Origin of the sequence: Streptomyces sp. CBMA152, from assembly GCF_014596475.1 — a bacterium.
GTDB lineage: Bacteria > Actinomycetota > Actinomycetes > Streptomycetales > Streptomycetaceae > Streptomyces.
The window spans coordinates 49,167-71,051 of record NZ_MECJ01000038.1 but is presented as its reverse complement, the minus strand read 5'-3'; the positions used below and the strand labels follow the sequence as shown (position 1 = coordinate 71,051).

Genomic DNA, 21,885 nt, shown 5'->3' with positions numbered 1-21,885 from the left:
TTCTCGCGCGGTGCCGGTGCTAGCGACCGCCCGCACCGGCGAGCTCTTCCAGGTACGTGGCCGCCGCCGACTCCCCGCCCGCCTTGCGGAACGCGTCCCGGATACGGTGGGCCGCCTCTCGGTACCGGGGTTCCGTCACCACGGCGTCGAGCGCCGCACCGATCTGGTCGCGTCCCGCGCGGCCGAACTTGATCCGCAACCCGGCCCCGGCGCCCACCACTTGGGACGCCACCACCGGCTGGTCGTCCCGGATCGGGGCGACGACCAGCGGCACGCCGTGCCACAGCGCCTCGGTGACGGTGTTGTGGCCCGCGTGACAGACGACCGCCGACATCCGTTCCAGGAGCGCGACTTGGGGCAGCGACGTCCGCACCAGCACATCGGGGCCGACCGCGACGGGCCCGAGCAGCCCGCCGGGGTCGCACACCACCGCGCGCAGCTGTCCGGTCCGGGCGCGTACGGCCGCCACGCTCTCGGCGAGGAAACGCCCGCCCGCGTCCGGGTTCGCCGTGCCGAGCGTGATCAGGACCGGCGCCGTCCCGGGTGCGAGATCGAGCCACTGCCAGGGAAAGTCCCCGGCGTCCGAACGCCGGGAGGCGAGCGCCGGTCCGACGAAGCGCAGGTCGGTGGCGGGGACGGGATACGGGCCGACGAGCTCGGGGGTGGTGAAGGCGAGCGTCAGCAGCGGCGAGAAGCGCGGATCGTGGGTGGCCGCCGGGTCGCCGATGCGCTGCCGCAGCCGCCCGAGCAGCGCGGTGAGCCAGCCTTCGACGCCCGGCAGTCCGGCCATGCTGTCGGCGAGCTCGGCGGAGGTGGTCGACGAGGTCGCGTACGGGACGCCGAGCCGTTCCGCGACCAGCGCGCCCGCCACCGTCTGCTGGTCGCAGACGACGACGTCCGGGCCGAACGCGCCGATCGCCGCCTCCACCCCGGGCGCCATCGCCTCGGCGAGCGGGCCGAGGAAGCCGTCCCAGAGGAACTTCAGCGCCGCGATCCCGCGCAGCTGCGGCGGCCTCAGCCCGTCGATCCGGTCGGGCCCGGCGCACTCGTACACCTTCGGCCGTCCGCCCACCAGCCGCCCGACGACCACCGGCCGCCCCGCCCACGCCACCTCGTGCCCCCGGGCGGTCAGCTCGGCGGCGACGGCGGCGGCGGGGTTGATATGGCCGGTCAGCGGCGGCACGACGAAGAGGAACCGGCTCACCGCGCCGATCCCGTTTCGCTCGGCTCGGCCAACTCCCGTACAGCTGCCGCATGTTGACGGATCCAGTCAAGGGCCAGCTCGCCCACCGTGTCGGCGGCCTCGACTAGGACCGAGTGCTTCTGCCCCGGTACGACGGCGACCCGGCAGCGCGGCAGCAGCGAGCGCAGCCGGGCGGCCTCGGCGGCCACCAGGCCCTCCTGCCCGTTGATGAGCAGCACCGGGCAGCGCACCCGCCTCAGCTGCGCGTCACTGAGGACCCGGCCGGCCGGAATGTCCCGGGCGATCGTCGTGGACCGCACCAGACGTCCGGCGGCCAGCCCGAGCCGGCGGATGTGCGCGTCGTGCCGGGCGTCGCCGGTCCGGGTGGAGGAGAGCGTTCCGTACTGCTCGGTGAACCAGAGCAGCGCGTCGTCCTCGGGCATGTCCCCGGCCTGGCGCAGGGCCGCCGACATCGTCTCGGACCAGGCCGCGTTTGCCGGACCCGACTCGATCACGGTGACGGTGGCGACGCGTTCGGGCCGGTGGACCACGTAGTCGAGGGCCACCGTACCGCCGAAGGAGTTGCCCACGAGGTGGACGGGACCGTCGACGTCCAGCTCGTCGAGCAGGCTGTCGAGATCGGCGGTGAAGTGTTCGAGGGCGTAGCCGGTCGGGGGGCGTTCGCTGCGGCCGTGGCCGCGCAGGTCGTACATGACCGCGTCGAACCCGGCGGCGGCGAACGCCGGGCCGAGGGTGAAGTAGAAGCTCGCGAGGCTGTCGATGAAGGCGCCGTGGATGAACACGACGGTGCCGTACGGGTGGTGGCGCCTGGGGGCCAGACGCTGTACGTGCAGCCCGAGCCCGTTCGCCCGGATCATGACCATCGGACGGCTCCCGGTCCGGGCGTCGAGGCCGGTCCCGCGCTCAGGCACTCCACGACATGGTCGACGAGGCGGCCGACGGAGAGCGCGATGACCTCGTCGATCTCCAGACCGGCCACGAACTCGGCGAAGTTCACGCGGTCGCCGTACCACTCCTGGAGCTGCCCGGAGAGCATGACGAGATCGATGCTCTCCAGCTCCAGGTCGTCGCCGAAGAGGGTGTCGGGGCGGATGTCGGCGGGATCGGGCGCGTACTCCCCGAGCACCGTCACGATCAGCCCGGCGATCTCGGCCAGAACAATCTTCTCGTCCGGAACAGACTTATGGTCCGGCGGCGTGAGCGGGGCGGCGCCGGGCGGCAGTTCGCTGGTGGTCACTGAGCACTCTCCTTGGGGGACACGGAGGACGTGGTCCAGGCCACGACGTGGGTGAGCTCGATCAAGGTGCAGTGGACGTGGTGATGGCGGTCGTCGACGGCAACGACCAGGTCTTCAGGGGTTGCCTCCATCACCGCGAAGGCGTGCGGGCGGCCGCCGAATCCGGTGCCCTCCGCCTTGGCGGCCGCTTCCTTGGCGGCCCAGAAGCGGGTGAACCACAGGGCCTCGGAGTCGTCCGTGGTGGTGGTCAGCCGGGCGAGGAGCGCGAGTTCGGCGTGGCCGAGGGCGACGTGGTGGGTGTCGGGGGTGCGGTCGGTGACGTGCTCGATGTCGATACCGACCGGATGTGAATCGGGGCGGACGATCGCCACCGCCAGCTCGTCCCGATGGGCCAGCGACAGTTCCAGCGGCGGCAGTACGCGACCGTGCACACCGACCGCACGCGGGCGCCCCGACTCCTCGTTCACGATCTCGATCTCGGCCGGGAACACCGCGCCCTCGCCGTGCTCCCACAGCCACCGCCGCACCGCGTCCTTGGCCGCGATCCGCCCGAGCAGCCACTGCCGCCGTCCGCGCGGCGGCCGCGCCTCGTACAACTCCCGCTCCCTGGCGCCCAGTTGCGTACGCATCAGTAGATCGCGGGAGGCGAGGTCCGGCCAGACGTCCCGGAGCAGGAACCAGCCGCCGGGGCGGGGGTCGGAGAGCGCACGGCGTTCCGGGTATCCCCCGGATTTGCGCGCGTCGAGCCCCGAGAAGCGGCGGTCGCGCCAGTCGGAGATCTCCGCCCACACCGTGCCGTCGGGGAGGGTCAGCCGGACATCGGCGAGGAGGGTGTCCTCGGTGAGCGAGGTGATGGTGGCGTGGCAGTCGACGGGGGTGCCGGTGGGTGGCTGCGGCCCGTGGAAACGTACTTCTCCGATCGCCACCGGGAAGATGACCGTGCGTACGGGATGGGTCGACATCAGCCAGTAGCCGAGGAGTTGGCCCACGTTGTCGAGCAGCGCACCCGGGGCGGGCGGTGCGGTGATCGTGCCCCGGACGTGCGCCGGGCCGATCGCGGTGAGCCCGGTCACGCCCCGAAAGGCGGGTCCGTGGAACATCCATCGGTCCTCGTACAGCTGCGCCGCGCGGATCTCGGGGGGACGCTCGCCGGTGGTGTCGAGGGGTGGCGCGGGCGGCGGGGGCGGATAGGCGGGGGCCAGCTGTACGGTCGCGCGGGCGTACGGGCCGAACGCGACCGCCATCCGGCCTTGTCCCTGCGGGCGGGCGGTGACGGTGACGTCCACGGCCGGGACGGCACTGACCCACTTCTCCAGCCGTACGTCGTGCACGGCGACGGCCCGCTGACCCGGAGCGGCCTCCTCGGCGGCGGCCATCAGGTGGTGCAGGACGGTGGTGGCCGGGACCACGGGATACCGGTCGGACACATCCGGCCAGCCGGGCCGCTGCGGGAAGAAACAGTGGTCAAGGAGGTAGGGCATCGCGTCCGTGGAGACCCGCAACCGCGTCTGCCGCTCGGCGGACTCCGGGCGTGTCTGCCGCTCGGCGGGCCCACTCGCCGCCTCCAGTACGGCGGTGACACTCTCAGCGGTCTCCCGCAGCAACGCGTCGAGCTCGGCGGCAACAGGGTGACGACTAGTGATGTCCGAAGCTAACGAGCGTGCCCCGTACGGCCGTTCACCATTCGTACGAGGTACGAGCTCGGCCCGCAGCGCGTCCCGGCGGCCGGGGTCGAGGGGCACCAGCGCGGCGCCGAGGTCGAGAGGGGTGGCGGGGCGCGTACGCGCCCCCGACGCGCGAGGCCGCCGCGACACCGGCTCGTACCCCTCCGCCCACAACCCCGTCTCCACCCGCCGCAGTTGGGCGAGTCCACCGCGCTGGGGCGAGTTGGCCGAGAGGGCGAGGTGGTCGCGGGACTTGAGGGTGTCGTCGATCAGGGAGGTGAGCCGGCCCGTGCCCATCTGGATGAACGCACGGAACCCGGCCGCGTACATCGCGTCGATGAGCGGGCGGAACCGTACCGGCTCAAGGAGATGGCGTACGAACAGGGCCCGGACCTCGTCGGGGGCCGTCGGGAACGGGGCCGCCGTGGTGCCGGACCAGACCGGGACGCGCGGCGGCAGGATCTCCGCCGCGTTCAGCCCCTGCGTCAGCGGGCCCAGGTACGGCGCCAGCATCGGGGTGTGGAAGCCGGAGCGGAACGGGAGCACCTGGCACATCACATGCTCGGCCCGCAGCTTCGCCACGAACTCCGCGACCGGCCGCTCGGGGCCGCAAATCATGGACTGGCTCGGGGAGTTGTCGTGCGAGAGCACCACGTCCTCGCGGCCCGCGAGCGCTTCGGTCACCCGGGCCGCCGACGCACCGATCGCCGCGAACGTCAGGCCCGGCACGCGCAGTGAGTCGGGGTCGAAGGCCGCGAAGAAGTCGTCGGTGCTGTCGGCCGGGAACAGTCCGCCCGCGATCATCGCCATCCACTCGCCGACGCTGTGACCGGCCACCCCGTCGGGCTCGACGCCCATCGCGCGCAGGGCCGCGTCGAGGACCCGCCCGACTCGCAGCACACCGAGCCCATGCCGGGCCACGTCCGTCGCCTCGGTGTACGCGCGACCCGGCAGCCGCAGCCCGTAATGCTCGACCACCTCGTCCACGCGAGGAGCGAACTCGGCCTCAAGTCCCGGGAAGACGAAGGCGACCTTGCCCCCGGTCCCGCCACCAAGGAGCGGGCGCGGGGTGAACCACACATCGCCACGACCGCGCCAGGGACGGCCCGCCGCCACCGCTCTGCGGGCGAGCGCGAGGCGCTTGGGGGTCGGATCGACGATGCCGAGCCGGGCGACAGCCGCGTATGACCTATCACTCCTCGCCAGTACGGTCGCGTCGTCCGCGTCCAGGAGTCGCGCGAGGTCGTCCGGCGAGTCCGCGCTCATCCGCAGCACCCGTTCCGGCTCGCGCACGTCGGCAAGGGGTCGCGGACGGGGCGTGGTTGATGCCACCTTCCGTACATCCGGCGCCTGTTCCAGCACCACATGCGCATTGATCCCGCCGAAGCCGAACGCGTTGACGGCGGCCCGACGCAGTGGCGCGTCCCAGGGGCGGGCGACATCCTGCGGGCGGAAGCGAGTTCGGTCGAGCGCGGGGTGCGGGTCGTCGCAGTGCAGGGTCGGCAGCAGGGTCGCGTGGTGCACGGCGAGGGCGGCCTTCACCAGTCCGGCGACGCCCGCGGCGGGCATACAGTGCCCGATCATCGACTTCACCGAGCCGATGACCGCGCCCCCGGGGGCATCCGAAGGGCCGAACACCTCGGCCAGTGTGGCAAGTTCGGCTGCGTCACCCGCCGGAGTGCCCGTGCCGTGGGCTTCCAGGAGTCCGATCGCGTCCGGGGCACAGGGGTCGAGCCCGGCCGCCTGCCACGCCTGCCGGACCGCGCGGGTCTGACCGCCCGGGTCGGGGTTCATCAGACCGGTGCCGCGGCCGTCGCTCGTCACCCCCGTGCCGCGGATCACCGCGTACACCCGGTCGCCGTCACGTTCGGCGTCGGCGAGCCGCTTCAGGACGACGACGCCGGTGCCCTCGCCGATGAGGATTCCGTCGGCGGCAGCGTGGAAGGGACGACTGCGCTGGCTCGGCGAGAGCGCGCGCAGCTGGGCGAAGACGCTCCACAGGGTGATGTCATGGCAGTGATGGACCCCGCCCGCCAGCATCATGTCGCAGCGCCCGGAGGCGAGTTCATCGATCGCGCGATCCACCGCGATGAGCGAGGACGCGCAGGCCGCGTCGACGGTGTACGCGGGGCCGCGCAGATCCAGCCGGTTGGCGATGCGCGAGGCCGCCAGGTTGGGGACCAAACCGATCGCCGACTCGGGGTGCTCGGGCCCCAGCGCGTCGGTGAACGCGGCCCGCACGCGGTCGAGTTGGTCCGGGGCGAGCTGAGGCAGCAGTTCGCTCAACGTACGGGTCAACTGATGTGCCGTACGCACCCGTTGGTCGAGGCGGACCAGGCCCGGGGTGAGATAGCCGCCCCGGCCGAGGATCACGCCGACGCGGTCGCGGGCGGGCAGCCGGTCCGTGCCGCCCGCGTCGGCGACGGCCCGGTCGGCGACGGAGAGCGCGATGAGCTGGTCGGGCTCGGTGCCCGCGATGGAGTGGGGCATGATGCCGAAGCGGGTGGCGTCGATCTCGGCGAGTCCGTCGACGAAGCCGCCGCGCCGGCAGTACACCCGGTCGGCGGCGGCCTTCTCCTCGCCGGGCCGGTAGTACACCGGGTCCCAGCGCCCGTCGGGCACCTCACGGATGGCGTCCACACCGTCGACGAGGTTGCGCCAGTAGGCGTCCAGGTCGGGAGCACCGGGCAACAGGACAGACATCCCGACGATGGCGACGGGCATCTGACGGCCAGTCATCCTCACATCCGCCATCTCACAGAGCCGATGCCGTGTAGACGACGGACCTGGTCGACTCGTCGCCCCACGCCAGCTCCCGCAGCAGGGCCAGCGTGCCCTCCTCGCGGTCGATGAGGGACACCCCGCGCCGGGCGTACTCGCGGGCGAGGTGCGGGGTGACCATGCCGCCGTGCTCGGCGGACGGTGCCCACGGCCCCCAGTGCACGGTGAGCGCCCGGCGTCCGGTGCGCCGGGCCCAGCGCTCCCCGAGACCCGCGAGGGCGTCGTTGGCGGCGGCGTAGTCGCTCTGGCCACGGTTGCCGAGTACGGCGGAGACGCTGCCGAACAGCACGGCCAGCCGTGGCCCGCTGGGCAGGTGCGCCATGGCGTCGAGCAGCGCGCGGGCGCCGTCGACCTTCGTCCCGTACACCCGGCGGAAGGACTCGGGGTCCTTCTCGGCGATGAGCCGGTCCTCGATCACGCCCGCCGCGTACACCACCGCGTCGATGTGCCCGTGCTCGGCCTGGATCTCCTTGACCGCCTGTGCCACGGCGGCGGTGTCGCACATGTCGGCGACGCGGTAGGCGGCGCGAGCGCCGACCCGGTCCAACCGGTCCAAGGTGTCCGCGACTTCGCGCCCGGCGAGGATCGTCCTCACCTCGCGTTCGATCGCGGCGGGGGCGAGCTCACCCCGGGCGACCAGGACCGCGCGCAGTGCCGCCTCGTCACCGGCAGCCGCGATGTCCGGGTCCTCGGGTCCGGCGGGCAACGGGGTCCGGCCGAGCAGCTCGATCCGGCAGCGGGCGGCGGAGGCGAGGGCCAGGGCGAAGTCGGCCGTGATCCCCCGGGCGCCCCCGGCGAGCACGACCACCGACTCCTGGTCGAGCCCGAGAGCCGCCACCTCGGCGACCCCGTCCCCGGCCGGTCCCGCGCCGGTGCGTGCGAGCCCGGTGAGCGGGTCCTCGACGAGCGCGAGCCCGTACCGCTCTTCGGCGGTCCGCAGGACGACAGGGGAACGATCCGACACGGACAGCTCCCCCACCAGGAACTCGGCCCACTGCGCGGCGGGCGCGGCCGGGTCCAGATCGACGACCCGGGCCGAGATGTCCTCGTACTCCCGCCCGATGGTCCGGAACAGCCCGTGCAACCCCGCTCCCATCTCCTCCCCGGCACCGGGTGCGGTCCTGGCGCAGATCAGCCACCTGGGCGCGAGCCGCAGGGCGGTCCGGAAGACCTCGAAGGCGCCGGGGAGCAGCGCCCCACCACCATCGGGCGGTGTGTCGCGCACGACGGCGCCGAGGTGGAACACCCCGTCGAGCGGCCCGTCGGTCTCGTCGAGCCGTCGGTCCATGTCGTACGTGACGACCTCGGCCCCACCGCGTACCAACCGGGCCGCCAACTCCTCGGCCACCTCGCCGCCGCCGAGCAGCGCGAAACGTCTGCCGGGGAGTGAGGGGGCCGGGGGGAGGTCGAGGGGGATTGGTCGGAGGGTCAGGCGATGGGGGGCGATGCCCGCGATGGCATCCGGGGCGGCGGTTGGCGCGGCAACAGTCGGCGCCGCTTCGGTCACGGTGTCGTGTGCGGTGATCCAGGACGTGATCGCCGCGACCGTACGCGCCCGGGACAGCTCCTCCATCTCAGCGTCGTCGAACGTACGGGTCCCCGCGAGGTGGCGGGCCAGTTCGCCGACGATCTCCGTGCGTTTGATGGAGTCGATGCTCAGATCGGCTTCGAGGTCGAGATCGGGCTCGATCATGTCGGCGGGGTAGCCGGTGCGTTCGCTGATGACGGTGAGCACGGCCTGCTCGATGTCGACGACGGGCGGGCGGGGCGCTTCCGCCGTGACGACGGGCTCCACGGGGAGCGCCGTGGGCACAGGCACCGGTGGCAGCGAAGCCGCACCGCCATTGGCCCCCAAGTACGTGAGCAGTACGTCCCGTTGAGCCGCGACCAGTTCACGCGTCGTCCGCAGGAAGTCCGAGATCAGCCCCTGCTCCGACGAGCCCTCCTCAGCGCGCTGCCCGGACGCACTCTCCAGAGTGACCCGCCGCGCCGGTTGCAGAGCGCCGGGCAGCAGGTCTCCGGAGCGGGTACGGACCAGCTGGCCGTCCACCGTCCAGCCGGGCGGCTCCGGTGGTGCCGTCACCGCGCCCCGGCCCTGGAGGAGCCGCCCCGTACGTACCGGCACACCCGCGACCGCGAGGCGGCCAAGCGATCCCAGGAAGCCACGCAGTCCGGAACCGGGGCCAGGCTCGCAGGCCACGGCCAGATGCGGGCGGTCGCCGAGGATCTTGCCGACCAGACCGGTGAGCACCGCGCCCGGCCCCGCCTCGACGAAGATCCGGGCCCCCGCCGCGTACATCGCCTCGACCTGCTCGGCGAACCGCACCGGGGAGCCGATCTGCGCGGCGAGTTCGGCGCGTACGGCGTCGGGCCGGGCCGGGTAGACACCGGCGGTCCGGTTGGACCAGACAGGGAACTCCGCTGCCCGCACGGCATGTCCGGCCACATCCGACGCGAAACGTTCCCCCGCGCCCGCGACCAGCGGACTGTGGAACGCGCAGGCGACCGGAATGCGCTGTGCCCCGAACCCGGCGTCCTTTAGGCGTCCGATCGCCTCGTCCACCGCTTCGGTGGCACCGGAGACGACGGTCTGGCGCGGCGCGTTGCGGTTCGCCGCCACGACCCGGTCCGCGAGCCCCGCGTCGGCCAGGACCCGCTCGACCTCGGCGGGGCTCGCGGTGACCGCCGCCATCGCGCCCGGGTCGTCCCCGAGCGAGCCGAGGATCGCCTCGGCGCGACGGGCACTGAGGTCGAGCAGCGTCTCGGGCGACAGGGCCCCGGCGGCGGCGAGCGCCACCAGTTCGCCGTACGAGTGCCCGGCAGCCATGTCGGGACGTACGCCCGCCTCACCGAGAATGTGATGTGCCGTCAAACCAGCTATTCCGAGAGCTGGTTGAGCCATTCGCGTATCCGTGAGGATCTGCCGCTGACGTTCCTTGGCCACCTGCTCGAAGGCCCTCGGCGGATAGAGGGCGGGAGCGTACGTCCGGCCCTCCTCCAGATACCGGGCCGCCTCCGGGAACGCCACCAGCAGATCGGCGAGCATGCCGGGCCGCTGACTTCCCTGCCCGGGGAAGAGGAAGGCGACTTTCCGCGCCTCGCCCATCGGCCCATCCGCCCGGAAGACACCCCGCGCGGACTCTCCCGCCGACACCTTCCCCAGCAATTCCCGCAGCTCGTCGACACCGTCCGCAACGACCGCGATCCGTACGGGCGCACTGCGCGTCTCGGCGCGGCGGGCTGCCTTCAGCGCGGCATCCCGTAACCGGACGCCCTCCCCCAGCTCACCGAGCAGCCACTCCGCCTCCCGCCCGGCCGCCGCCTCGTCCGCGCCCCGGAACAGGAACAGCTCGGCGGGCCAGGCGTCGTAGCCCCGCAGCGGCGGCACGCTCGCCTCGTGGGCAGTCAGGACGGCATGGAAGTTGGTGCCGCCGAAGCCGAACGCGCTGACCCCGGCGACGCGTTCGGCCACCGGCGTCGCCCAGGGCCGGGCCTCGGCGTGGAAGACGAAGGGGCTGGTGTCCGCGTCCCAGGCCGCGTTCGGCTCCTGGAGGTGGATCGTGGGCGGGGTGATGCCGGTGTGCAGGGCGAGCGACGCCTTGATCAGACCGGCCAGACCCGCCGCGCACTTCGTGTGGCCGATCTGGGACTTGACCGACCCCAGTGCGCAGCTGCCCGGCTCCGCGCCGGACTCGCTGAACACGACGGTCAGTGTGGCCAGTTCGGTGCGGTCACCCACCACCGTGCCCGTCCCGTGCGCCTCGACCAGGCCCACCTGGGCGGGCGAGAGACCCGCGATCCGGTACGCACGCTCCATCGCGGCCCGCTGACCCTCGGGCCGGGGCGCGGTGAGGCCGAGTGAGCGGCCGTCACTGGCGCTGCCGATGCCCTTGATCACGGTGTACACCCGGTCGCCGTCCCGCTCCGCGTCGGCCAGGCGCTTCAGTGCGATACAGGCCACGCCCTCGCCGAGGACCGTGCCGTCGGCGGAAGCGTCGAACGTACGGGAGCGGCCGCTCGGGGAGAGGGCGCGGACGGACGAGAAGAGCAGGAAGTCGTTGACGCCGTTGTGGAGGTCCGCGCCACCGCAGAGCACCAACTCGCTGTTGCCGGACGCGAGTTCCTTGCAGGCGACGTCGAGCGCGGCGAGCGAGGAGGCGCAGGCGGCGTCGACGGTGTAGTTGGCGCCGCCGAGGTCGAGGCGGTTGGCGATCCGGCCCGCGATGACGTTGGCGAGCATGCCGGGGAAGGAGTCCTCGGTGAGTCTCGGCAGCTGCTCCTCGATCGCGGCCGGGATCTCGCCGACGTATGCGGGCAGCACGGTGCGCAGCGTGGTCGCGCCGGACAGGTCGCTGCCGGACTCGGCGCCGAAGACCACCGACGTACGGGAGCGGTCGAACGGCCGGTCGCCGTACCCGGCGTCGTCGAGGGCCCGCCGGGCGGCTTCGAGGGCGAGTAGCTGTACCGGTTCGATGCTGCCGAGCGAGGCGGGTGGAATGCCGTACGCGAACGGGTCGAAGGGGATCGGCGGCAGGAACCCGCCCCACCGCGACGGGGTCGTGTCGGCGCGCTCGCCCGTCGGGTCGTGGTAGATCGCCGGGTCCCAGCGCTCGGCGGGCACCTCGGTCACCGCGTCGACGGCGCCCACGATGTTCGCCCAGTACGTCGCCAGATCGGGGGCCTGCGGAAACATGCAGGCCATGCCCACGACAGCGATGTCGAGCGGCGCCGGCGCCTCGACGCTCTCCTCGGCCGCACCCGGAGTCAGCTCCTGCGCGCGCCGCTGTACGAAAGCGGCCGCGCCCGCGGTCACGGCGTCGTGCAGCGCGCCGACGGTCGTCGCCGCCGACCGCAGCACGGCGACCTGCCCGGCCATGAACATCCCCTCGTCCAGCTGCCGCTGCTCGGCGACCGGCCGCAACTCGCCGTCGTGACGCTCCACACCCTTGCTGGCGATCCGCAGCCGCCCGATGTTCAGCTGCTCCAGCTCCGCCCACGCCTCGGGGTCCGGCACACCGTCCGCCCGCAGGCGCGCGCGTACGGTCGCGTAGTCGTCGGTGTACGGGCTGGTGACGCAGCGGGTCGCATGGCCCGGGGCGCTCTCCAGGAGGGCGGTCGCGCCCGCCTCGATCACCTGGCGCTGGAAGAGCGGCTGGATGGCCCCGCACTCCACCGCCTCGGCGGTGAACAGGTAGGCGGTGCCCATGAGGACACCGACCGCGACCCCGCGAGCGGCCAACGGGGCGGCGAGCGCGGCGGCCATCGCGGCGGAGCGTTCGTCGTGGATGCCGCCCGCGAGCAGCACTTCGAAGTCGCATGCGGTACCGGGCGAACCGGCCACGTATTCCTCGATGACGGCGAGCTGCGCCTCCCAGAGCGGAAAGCTGTTGCGCGGCCCGACATGGCCGCCGCATTCGGCGCCTTCGAAGACAAATCTACGCATGCCCATGTCAATGAATTGGCCGAGAAGCGTCGCCGAGGGCACATGCAGGAACGTCCGGATGCCCGCCGCCTCCAACTCGGAGGCCTGGGACGGACGACCGCCCGCGACGATGGCATGCGTGGGGCGGACGGCTCGTACGGCCTCCAGCTGCTCCGCCCGGATCCGGCCGTCCGTGAAGCCGAGGATGCCCACGCCCCAGGGCCGCTCGCCCAGCTCGGCGCGGGTGTGCTCCAGGAGGGCGCGGCTCTGCTCCCCGTCCGACAGAGCGAGCGCCAGCATCGGCAGTGCCCCCTCGCGGGCCACGGCCGCCGCGAAACCGGCCTGGTCGCTGACGCGGGTCATGGGGCCCTGTACGAGCGGGAGCCGGGTACCGAGGGCGGCCGCCATGGGTGAGTCGGGGGCCAGCACGCGGGCGGCGTCCGGCTCGCTCACTACGGCCCCGATCGCGTCGCGCACTCCGCGCACCGCGCCCGCCACAGTGCCCCACCGCCCTGCGAACCGGGCGGCGAGGAACCCGTCCTGGCCGATGGGGAGTTGGACGCCCGTACGCTCGCGCCGCAGCGCCCGGACACCGTCGACCACGGTCGTGTCGGACCCGTCCGTGGTGCGCAGCGCCGCCGCGGTCTCGTCCGGCAGCCCCGACTCGGCGAGAAGCGCCAGCTGGACGTCGAGGACGACCCCGGCCGCCCCGCCGACCACGGCCGCCGCCGCGGTACGGGGACCGATACCCCCGCACGCCCATACGGGCAGGTCGTACGCCGGGTCGGCCAGCAACGCCTGGAGCAGGACGAAGGTGCTCAGCTCACCGGTCCGGCCACCGCACTCGCTCCCGCGCGCGACGAGCCCGTACGCGCCATGGGACGCGGCGAGGCAGGCTTGCTCAGGATCACTTACCTCCATCAACACCCGCACATCTGCGGGCAGTTGGTCTGGACGCCATGGTGCATCGTTGGCGAGCACCACCACCGCCGGGCACGCGCCGCCGCACTCCTCGGCCAGCTCCTCCGGGGTGAGCGCGCAGGTCGGCCCGACCCTTACGCCGAAGTCGGCCGTCCAGCGCCGCAGCAGGGCGAGCGCGTCGCGGGCACTGCGATCGCCCGCGCCGAGGTCGAGCACACCCAGTCCGCCGGCTCGGCAGACGGCGGCGACGAGGCGTGGGTCGGGCAGGCCCAACGGGCTTAATCCGACGACGAGTTCACGGTTCGGCGCAACGGGCGTCATGGAGACTCCGAATCAGACCGGTGGGGAGATGAGGGGGGTGGCGGCGACGGCGAGCCGGGCGTACTGGGGGACGGCGTGCCCAACGGGCAGCCGGAGGCCTGGCTGCCCGACGACGACTGGCCGCCGGGGCGGTACTCGTACCGTTGCCGGGACGTGCTGTGGGTCTGGGGCTCGGGCTGGCGGGACGGGGAGGGTCGCCCGCGGCCGGTCCGGTGGTCGGTCCGGTGGCCGGTGCGGACGTGGTGCCATGCGCGTAGACGTGACCATCCGCCGGATGGCCGGAGCCGACCATACCCATCGGGACGGACAGCTGCCAGGGCGCCTGGCGACGGGAGGTGGCGCGCGTGCAGGGGTGAGCGATCTGCCGCCCGGCCTTCGCGCTGCCTCGCTCTCCCATGGGCGCGTCACCCTCCCTGACGACTCGTCATATCTGACACTCCGTCATGTTGCAATGAGGTGTCGATGGTCGATTTCGGTGTATCGGACAGCGAGACGGCGTCCGCAGCGGGCCGTGCAGCCCGGAGCGGACCCCCGGCCACGAAACTCCCGCACAATGGTGAATTACGTACGCGTGAATTCTTGAATTCCACTGCCGGGCAGGGCGGTTGGCAGCCCGGAGACCCCTGGGCTTTTGTACGGAAGAGACAAAAAGTGCGGCGGCGCCACTCATCGCGGTGACAAGAACCGGGGATTCCCTTAACCCCTCGACAGCCTTGCATATCCACGCCTTGACCGACCACCTACTCGCAAGTAGTTTACGCATCCGAAACGCGGAACTTTCCGCCCTTCACACACCCTCAGGCCCAAGTGTTCGCGCCAGTTCCGCACTGTCCGTACAACACGAGAGGTGGCTCATGGGAGCTTTGGAGAGAAAGGCCGGGGCGCGATCCGTGCTGGCCGTCGCGGCAGCAGGCGGCGTGGTCGCGGGGCTGCTCGGCTTCGCGGGCGCCGGGACCGCGCAGGCAGATCCCGCAAAGCTTGTCCAGCAGTACGACTGTGTATTTCCGCTGATCAGCAATGACCCGATCGAGGCGACGATCACGGCCGACATTCCGAGCCAGATCGAGGCGGGAACGCCGTCGCCGGCGTTCGCGGTCAACGCGGCCACGAAGGTCAGCTCGCGCGCGGCGCAGGGGCTCGGGCTCGTCGGCGGCAAGACGCTGGAGGGAAAGGCGACGGCGAGTGTCACCGTCTACACACCGGACGGGCCGCTCTCCGGGATCGGCGTCGAGAACACGGTCGCGAAGACCAACATCCCCAGCCCGCCGGCCGACTTCACCGTCAACGCCACGGGCAACGCACCGTCCCTCACCTTCAACACACCCGGGGACGCGCGCATCGAGGTGGACGGCATCAACCTGCACGACATGATCGTGCGGGACGCCAACGGCAAGCCGATCCAACTCGTCACGGGCAAGGACACCTTCGACGCGCCCTGCACGCTCAAGTCGACGAACAAGGTCCTGGCGGCCTTCAAGGTCGTACCGAAGAACCCGACGAGCCCCACCAACCCGACCAACCCGACGAACCCAACCAACCCAACCAACCCAACGAATCCGACCAACCCAACGAACCCAACGAACCCGACCAACCCCACCAACCCGACCTCGCCGGGTGGTTCGACCGCTCAGCAGAACCTGAGTACGCAGGTCAAGGCCGTGGCCGGAACGCTCTCCATGAGCCAGCCCGGTGACAGCGTGGCCCTGTCCTCGGTGAACCAGGGTGCGGGCGGTGTCTCCAGCGGCAATCTCCAGACGGTCACCGTCAAGGACGGCCGCAACGGCGCCACCGGCTGGTCGCTCACCGGCAAGGTCAGCGACTTCACCGGTACGGCCGGGTCGATCGGCGCGGACAAGCTGAGCTGGAAGCCCGCCTGTGTGACGTCTCCCGGCTCCAAGAGCAACTGCGTGGCCGGTTCCGAGGGCACCGTCGGGACCGTCGGCGCGACGCTGGCCAGCGCTCCGGACGCGGCGGCGACCGGCGGCCAGTTCGCCGTGGACAGCGGTCTTTCCCTGAACATCCCCGCGACCGCGGCGGCGGGCGACTACAAGGCCGTGCTCACGCTGACCCTGACGTGAGTCACGCCTCCTCGTGGGCCGGTCGCACACGGCGACCGGCCCATCTCCCGTCCCCGACTCCCCTTCCCCCGGCGGTGAGATACGTATGAGACAACCGCACGTGAGACACGCCTTCCTCGTCGTCCTCGGTCTGCTCGCGGTGTGCGTATCCGCGACCCTGCCGAGCACTTCCGCACAAGCCGCCGACAACGGCCGGTGGTCGGTCTTCCCCGTTGCTCAGGGCGCGAAGAACGCGCAGCCCCGGGCGTACTTCCGTATGACGGCCGACCGCGGCGCGACCGTCCGCGACCAGGTGACGGTCAAGAACCTCGGCGCCCGTGAGACGACCTTCCAGTTGTACGGGACTGACGGCTACAACACCCCGCGCGACGGCGGTTTCGCGGTGCGCGGCAGGAACGAGCGGATGAGCGGCGTCGGGGCATGGACGCGTCTGGACCGTTCCGAGGTCACCATCGCGGCGGGCGGCGAGGCCACCGTCCCGTTCACCCTCACCGTGCCCAAGGACGCCGAACCGGGCGACCACCCGGGCGCGATCGTCGCCCTCGACCCCCACCTCGGCGCGTCCAACGGCAACGGGGTCGCGGTCCAGCAGGCGGTCGGGGCGCGCGTCTACCTCAAGGTGAACGGCGCTCGCGTGCAGCGGCTGCGCATCGAGAACGTACGGTTCCGCTACACCGCCCCACTCGTTCCCGGCGCGAAACGCGCGGCGACCATCTCGTACGCGCTGGTCAACAGCGGCAACGTGATGCTGTCGCCACAGGTGAGCCTGCGGGCGAAGGGGGTGTTCGGACACACCGCGTTCGAGCCGCCGGGGCGACGGCTCCCCGCCGAACTGCTGCCAGGCCAGCGCGTCGAGGTCACCCAGAAGTGGGTGAGCCCGCCGCTGGTGGACTGGGGGAACGTGGAGGTCACCGCCAGCGACACGGCCGGGAACCTGGTGGAGAGCGCGGAGGTCGACTACGCGACGGTGAACTGGACGGTCGTGGCCTTGGCCGGGCTAGTGGTGGTGGGGGGCGGGGTGTGGGTGGTGCTGCGTCGGCGGGGGGCTGGTCGGGCGGGCTGAGCGGCGTGTGGGATGCCGATGCGGTTCCGCGCCCCCTGTCTTTTAGGGGCGCGGGGAACTGCGCGACAAGCCACGCACGGTCCGCAGCCGAACATCCACACTTCCAGCGGAGTGCTCAGTCGTCCTCGCCCCGGATGCGGCGAGGCAGATAGTGGGTGGCCGCGATACCCGCCGCGCCGAGCAGCCCCGCGCCGGTGAGCAACGCGCCGACGGTGGTGACTCCCGTACCCGCGAGGCTGCCGTGGCCGTCGCCCGATCCGTCACCGGGGCCGTTGACGTGGGTGGTCAGGTCGGTGCCGCCGCTGCCGCCGCCCGTGGTGCCCGCGCCGGGTGCGGTGGGCGTACCCGTGGTGCCGGAGCTCGGGGTGCTGCCCGGCCCGGTCGGAGCGGGGCCGGTCGGGGTCGGGCTCGATGGGGTGGGACCGGCCGTCGTAGTGGGGGTCGGTGCGGGGCCCGTGGGGGTGGGGGTCGGGCCCGTCGGGTCGGCGCCGGTGATCGTGAACCGGTGCAGTGTCTTGTTCTGGTCGGCCGGCTTGAGCGTGCACGGTGCCTCGAACACGTCGCCGAAGGGCGGGAGTTGGACGACCTTGCCCGCCGCATCCCGGGCCGTGAGTTTCAGCGTGATGCTGTTGACGTCGATGGTGGCCGCGCCGGGTCGGCGGAAGGAGAGCGAAGGCGCCGAGCCCGATGCCTTGACCTCGAAATCCTTCGGCGGGCTCGGCACATTGGCCTTTTCGACGGTGTTGTCGATGCCGACGTCGAGCTGTTCCCCGCCCGGCAGATTCACCGTGGCACTCGCGGACGCGACCCCCTCCACGGTCTTCGCGCCCACCAGGCCGAGCCCCTGCGCCGCCCGCGAGCTCACCGTGGACAATGCGTCGATCTTTATCGCGCCCGTCTGCGTGTTGACCGGAATCGAGGCGGGCAGATCGGCGGTGATCGCGACTTTCAGCGAATCGGCGCCGATCAGCGGGAATTTACACTCGTACGTCTGTGAAAGCTTCGCCTCCACGGCGATCGCGCTGCCCGTTCCGCAGGTCAGAAGCACGGCACCCGTGGCGCCGACGACTCCCGCGACCACCAGCGCGACGGAACCGCTGCGCATGCGTTTCACCCTCGTCCCACATTCAGGAACTCCCATACTCCCGGGAACGTACTGAAGGGACCGGGGGCGGTCAACAGCCGTTACGAGTAACGGCCGAATCGGGTCGGCAGGCCGTGAGGAATGCGCACCCACCGACGGAAAAAGACCGACCGATTCGTCACGCGATGCCAATTACCCATTCCTTGCTGATCGATGGCGAATTTGCCCTTGACCCCCACCTTACTCCCCAGTAGTTTCCCCAGCCGAAAGACGAGAGTATCGCTCCCGTTGCACCCGGGGGCCCCGCATCCGTTCGCGCCCGTACCACGCAACGCGAGAGGCAGCTCATGGGAATTCAGAGAAAACGGTCCAGGAGGGCCCTGCCCACGCTGGCCGTCGTCACCGCCACCGGCGTGGTCGCCGCCGTGGTGTCCGTCGGTGCGGCCGGGACCGCAACGGCGGTACCGGCCAGGCTGGTTCAGGACTACTCCTGCGTCTTCCCGCTGATCAACGCCGATCCGATCAAGATCACCATCACGGCGGACATCCCGGCCGAGATCCAGAAGGGCCAGGCGACCCCGGCCTTCGAGATCACCTCCGCCACCCTGGTGAGCTCCCGCGCCGCGCAGGGCCTGGGCCTGGTCGGCGCGAAGACGCTGGAGGGCAAGGCGACCGCCGACGTCACGGTGAACACCCCGTCCGGACCGCTCTCCGGCATCAAGGTCGAGAACGACGTGGCCAAGGGCAACATCCCCAGCCCGCCGGCCGACTTCACCGTCGTCGCCACGGGGCACGCGCCCTCGCTCACCTTCGACCAGGTCGGCGACGGCAGCATCGACGTCAACAACATCTCCCTGCACGACATGATCGCGCGGGATGCCAACGGCAAGCCGGTGCAACTGGTCACGGGCAAGGACACGTTCGACGCGGCCTGCACCCTGACGTCGACCGACAAGACCCTGCACCGCTTCAAGGTCGTGGACAACAACCCCACGAATCCCACCAACCCGACGAGCCCAACCAATCCAACGAACCCCACCAGCCCGACGAATCCAACGAGCCCGACCAACCCTACAAACCCAACCAGCCCCACGAACCCTACGAACCCGACCAACCCCACCAGTCCAACCAACCCTACGAACCCAACAAGCCCGACCAACCCGACCAATCCCATCAACCCCAACCCACCCATCCACCTCAGCTACGGCCTCACCGGCAGCTCGTCCATCAAGGCCGCCAACGGGACCGCGGCGCTCGGCGGGGGCATCGAGGCCGACTTCGACCTCGCGTCCGGCTCGTACAAAGCGGACCTGACGCTCGACCCGACCACCGGCAAGTTCTCGATCCTCGGCTTCCTCCCCGCGACCGCGAAGATCGAGTTCCAGCAGGTGGAACGGACGACGGGCACGCTCAGCGCCGCCGGTGACCTCACCGCCAAGTCCCGTATGAACGTGAAGCTCCCCCAGATCGCGATCTTCGGCATCCCACTGGGCGGCGGCGCGGACTGCGGGACCGGTACCCCAGCAGACATCAACCTGACGTCGGACGGCAGGTTCGACCCGCTGGGCGGCGGCAAGCTCAAGGGTGTGTACACGCTCCCCGCCCTCAAGAACTGCGGCGCGTTCAACGACATCCTGAGCGCCTTCACCGCCGGGCCCGGCAACGCCATCGACATGACGCTGGCGAAGAAGAGCTGAACAGCGGGTCAGGAAGGGCTGACCTGACCCGCCGAGTCGGACTCGTGGGCCGGTTCCCGCGCCCCGGGCGTCGGGAGCCGGCCGCTCGTCGTCCCCTTCGGTACGGCGACGGCCGCCGTGAACCGAGCCCGCAGCCCCACCACCCGCGCCCCCACCCCGCGCAGGAACCCCGTCGGCAGGAACACCAGGTCGGCCACGATCATCGAGAGTGAGAAGTACGGCAGGCCGAGCAGCAGCCCGATGCCGATGTGCTCGGCGAACAGAAGCGCCAGCAGGACGTTCTTGGCCCGCCGGTCCAGGACGCTGAACGGGAAGGCGACCTGGACGAGCACCGTCCCGTACGTCAGCGCGAGAACGATCAGGGGGTGCGAGGTGAGGGCGTGGGAGAGCGAGGGATACGGTTCCAGCCAGTCGAGCCCCGCCGACCAGTACACCGCCGTGCCGTCCTGCCAGGACACGCCCTGGATCTTGTACCAGCCGGCCGACGCATACAGCAGACAGACCTGGATCATCAGCATCAGCACCCCGCCGTTGTGCAGCAGATGCCCGATGAGCTCCAGCGTGCGGCGCGCACCCGGACGCGCCCGGAGCCCGCGCCACACCGCCTGGCCCGCCCAGCACCCCCACAGCAGCAGCGCCCAGCCGCCGGTGAGCTGAGCGGCGAGCGTGGCCCAGGCGAGGACGAGCCCGCAGAAGGACCACAGGATCGCGCCCGTACGATCCCGCTGTCGCTCGCGGCGCCGCGCGTCCAGTGACCACACCTGCCCGCACCGCGTGAAGGCCAAGTAGATCGCGGTGATACGGAAGATGGTGTCGCCCGCGTTCAGCACGTTCTCGTTGCGGTGGTCGAGGGACAAGACGCTGATGACGAACAGCAGCGAGGTCGTACGGGTGCGCCAGCCGACCAACAGCGCCGCCGCGACCGCCGCCGAGAGCAGATAGAACACCTCGAACCACACCTGGCCGCCCGACCAGCGCAGCACACTGAAAGCGTGGCTCTGGTCGAGCGAGTGCTCGGCGAGCCGCCGGCTCCAGGGGGCGTCCGGCCCCCACATCCGCTCGCGGCGCGGGAACTCATGGACCAGGAGCAGCAGCCAGGCCCCGCCCATCCCGATCCGTACGGCCGCGCTCTGATACGCCCACACCCGCGCGTCACACGCCCGCGCCAGCACCCGGTCGAGTATCAACTTGCCGTCCATATCGGACAGTTGACTGGTCACGACGTACGCCCTTCCGCGAAGTCGTCCGCGCCCACCGGCCACCACGGATACGTACGCACGACCGGCGCGGCGGCGGGGCCGTTCCGCTTCCACGGTGGTGGTGCGACGGTGGTGTCGGTCGACTGGAACCGGATGCGTTCGACGCGTGCGCCCTTCGGGGTCGCGGGGAGGCGGGACAGCGCGAGGCGTTTGAGGTACTGCTCGCTGTCGAGGCCGCGTAGCCCGATGGGTCGCTGATCGGCGTCGTGCGAGGCGAGCAACGCCGCCCAGGCGGTGGCCAGTTGCTGCCGGATGCGGCTCGGCAGCGGGTTGCCGCGCAGCTCCGCGAGATCCTGGGCGGTGAGGTCCTGCCAGGGGCCGACACTGGTCGTGCCGTCCGGCATCCGCAGCTCGACGCGGGCGCCGACCGCCGTCATGGTCCGGGTGATCTCCGGCGCGAACAGCTGCCAGCTCTGGACGAACTCCGGCGCCATATAGCTGTTGAGCCCGGCGCCGAGGGAGTCGGTGGCCGCGTTGTGCGGGGCGAGATAGAGGAAGGTCGCGCCGGTGTGGACGAGGAGGCCCACCGCGACGACGGCCGCCGCGACGAGGACGGCCGCCCGCTGCCGCCGCGAGAGGGGGCCCGGGCCGTCGGGGTCAGGAACCATCGCCAGCCCCCTGTCTGTCCTGGGCTGCCGCACAGCCCGGACTCTCGTCGAACGCCGCCTTCAGCTTCGGGTCCGTACGCAGATCGTCCGCCGGGCCCTTGTACGCGCCCACCGCCCGCAGGGACGTGCCCGCCGCGTCCAGCGCCGAGTTCAGCGACTTCTGGTCCGTGACCGTCGCGCGGGAGAGCGTGGCCGCCGCCTCCCCCACCGACGCACGCGCCTTGTCGAGATGGGCGAGGGCCTTGCCGAAGGCGGCGGCCCCACCGTCCACCGGCGGCGCCCCGTCCTTCCCCATGGCCGTCCGCAACGCCCCGAGCCGGTCGGAGAGCGCGGTGAGGAAGGTGACCATCTGGCGCTGGGCCCGTACCGGCTGTGTCCGGTCCACCGTGGGTACGGCGAGCCGGGCCCCGCTGTCCGTGAGGTGCCGGCAGACCCCGGCCGCCCAGTCCACCTCCGGCGGCGGCTGGGACGAGGAACCGCAGCCGGTGACCGCCAGGCAGGCGGCCGCGAGAACCGCCGCCAGTGCCGTACGTCGTATCGCCACGC

At 71.7% G+C, this 21,885-nt stretch carries 12 protein-coding genes; 3 read left to right on the top strand and 9 right to left on the bottom strand.

From position 1 onward, the window contains the following. Window positions 1-19: 19 nt before the first annotated feature. From BG418_RS37670 to BG418_RS37650, 5 genes are read right to left on the bottom strand one after another with little or no spacing between them, the layout of a single operon-like run. Window positions 20-1,204: a glycosyltransferase gene (locus tag BG418_RS37670; RefSeq protein ID WP_188278581.1), complete on the bottom strand. Its 1,185-nt coding sequence runs from the start codon at window positions 1,202-1,204 to the stop codon at window positions 20-22. Further along, on the bottom strand, window positions 1,201-2,067 hold the full coding sequence (locus tag BG418_RS37665; RefSeq protein ID WP_188278580.1) for an alpha/beta fold hydrolase: 867 nt from the start codon (window positions 2,065-2,067) through the stop codon (window positions 1,201-1,203). The genes BG418_RS37670 and BG418_RS37665 overlap by 4 nt, the downstream gene beginning before the upstream one ends. Continuing rightward, on the bottom strand, window positions 2,058-2,441 hold the full coding sequence (locus BG418_RS37660) for an acyl carrier protein (RefSeq protein ID WP_317453886.1): 384 nt from the start codon (window positions 2,439-2,441) through the stop codon (window positions 2,058-2,060). Before BG418_RS37660 ends, BG418_RS37665 begins: the two co-directional genes overlap by 10 nt. Further along, window positions 2,438-6,844: a type I polyketide synthase gene (locus tag BG418_RS37655; protein ID WP_188278579.1), complete on the bottom strand. Its 4,407-nt coding sequence runs from the start codon at window positions 6,842-6,844 to the stop codon at window positions 2,438-2,440. The genes BG418_RS37660 and BG418_RS37655 overlap by 4 nt, the downstream gene beginning before the upstream one ends. A gap of 16 nt (window positions 6,845-6,860) precedes the next feature. Beyond that, window positions 6,861-13,550 (bottom strand): type I polyketide synthase, encoded by a 6,690-nt coding sequence (locus BG418_RS37650; RefSeq protein ID WP_188278578.1) that lies wholly within the window; start codon window positions 13,548-13,550, stop codon window positions 6,861-6,863. A gap of 854 nt (window positions 13,551-14,404) precedes the next feature. Here BG418_RS37650 and BG418_RS37645 point away from each other — a divergent pair. Together BG418_RS37645 and BG418_RS37640 are read left to right on the top strand one after the other, a co-directional pair. Beyond that, window positions 14,405-15,628, top strand: a complete 1,224-nt coding sequence (locus BG418_RS37645) for a DUF6801 domain-containing protein (RefSeq protein ID WP_188278577.1) — start codon at window positions 14,405-14,407, stop codon at window positions 15,626-15,628. A gap of 100 nt (window positions 15,629-15,728) precedes the next feature. Then, window positions 15,729-16,691, top strand: coding sequence for a DUF916 domain-containing protein (locus BG418_RS37640; protein WP_188278576.1), 963 nt, complete (start codon window positions 15,729-15,731; stop codon window positions 16,689-16,691). Between the two features lie 115 nt (window positions 16,692-16,806). On the opposite strand, the gene BG418_RS37635 is transcribed toward BG418_RS37640, so the two are convergent. After that, on the bottom strand, window positions 16,807-17,796 hold the full coding sequence (locus BG418_RS37635; RefSeq protein ID WP_188278575.1) for a DUF6801 domain-containing protein: 990 nt from the start codon (window positions 17,794-17,796) through the stop codon (window positions 16,807-16,809). Window positions 17,797-18,122: 326 nt separating this feature from the next. Between BG418_RS37635 and BG418_RS37630 the strand changes: the two genes are divergently transcribed. Next, window positions 18,123-19,472, top strand: a complete 1,350-nt coding sequence (locus BG418_RS37630; RefSeq protein WP_188278574.1) for a DUF6801 domain-containing protein — start codon at window positions 18,123-18,125, stop codon at window positions 19,470-19,472. A gap of 8 nt (window positions 19,473-19,480) precedes the next feature. Here the strand turns inward: BG418_RS37630 and BG418_RS37625 are convergent, their stop codons facing one another. The 3 genes from BG418_RS37625 to BG418_RS37615 are packed head-to-tail and all read right to left on the bottom strand — an operon-like array spanning window position 19,481 to window position 21,883. Next, on the bottom strand, window positions 19,481-20,692 hold the full coding sequence (locus tag BG418_RS37625; RefSeq protein WP_188278573.1) for an HTTM domain-containing protein: 1,212 nt from the start codon (window positions 20,690-20,692) through the stop codon (window positions 19,481-19,483). Continuing rightward, window positions 20,689-21,339 carry a DUF5819 family protein gene (locus BG418_RS37620; protein WP_188278572.1) on the bottom strand — a complete coding sequence of 217 codons (651 nt, stop codon included), beginning with the start codon at window positions 21,337-21,339 and terminating at the stop codon, window positions 20,689-20,691. The genes BG418_RS37625 and BG418_RS37620 overlap by 4 nt, the downstream gene beginning before the upstream one ends. Beyond that, the gene (locus BG418_RS37615; RefSeq protein WP_188278571.1) at window positions 21,329-21,883 is read right to left on the bottom strand and encodes a hypothetical protein; all 555 of its coding nucleotides are present in this window, start codon (window positions 21,881-21,883) and stop codon (window positions 21,329-21,331) included. Before BG418_RS37615 ends, BG418_RS37620 begins: the two co-directional genes overlap by 11 nt. Between the last annotated feature and the right edge of the window lie 2 nt (window positions 21,884-21,885).

What these genes read in the sequence shown, in the direction of transcription:
- BG418_RS37645 (WP_188278577.1), top strand. Translation starts at nt 14,405, where the DNA reads ATGGGAGCTTTGGAGAGAAAGGCCGGGGCGCGATCCGTGCTGGCCGTC.
- BG418_RS37665 (WP_188278580.1), bottom strand. Translation starts at nt 2,067, where the DNA reads ATGGTCATGATCCGGGCGAACGGGCTCGGGCTGCACGTACAGCGTCTG.
- BG418_RS37650 (WP_188278578.1), bottom strand. Translation starts at nt 13,550, where the DNA reads ATGACGCCCGTTGCGCCGAACCGTGAACTCGTCGTCGGATTAAGCCCG.
- BG418_RS37630 (WP_188278574.1), top strand. Translation starts at nt 18,123, where the DNA reads ATGGGAATTCAGAGAAAACGGTCCAGGAGGGCCCTGCCCACGCTGGCC.
- BG418_RS37655 (WP_188278579.1), bottom strand. Translation starts at nt 6,844, where the DNA reads ATGACTGGCCGTCAGATGCCCGTCGCCATCGTCGGGATGTCTGTCCTG.
- BG418_RS37635 (WP_188278575.1), bottom strand. Translation starts at nt 17,796, where the DNA reads ATGCGCAGCGGTTCCGTCGCGCTGGTGGTCGCGGGAGTCGTCGGCGCC.
- BG418_RS37620 (WP_188278572.1), bottom strand. Translation starts at nt 21,339, where the DNA reads ATGGTTCCTGACCCCGACGGCCCGGGCCCCCTCTCGCGGCGGCAGCGG.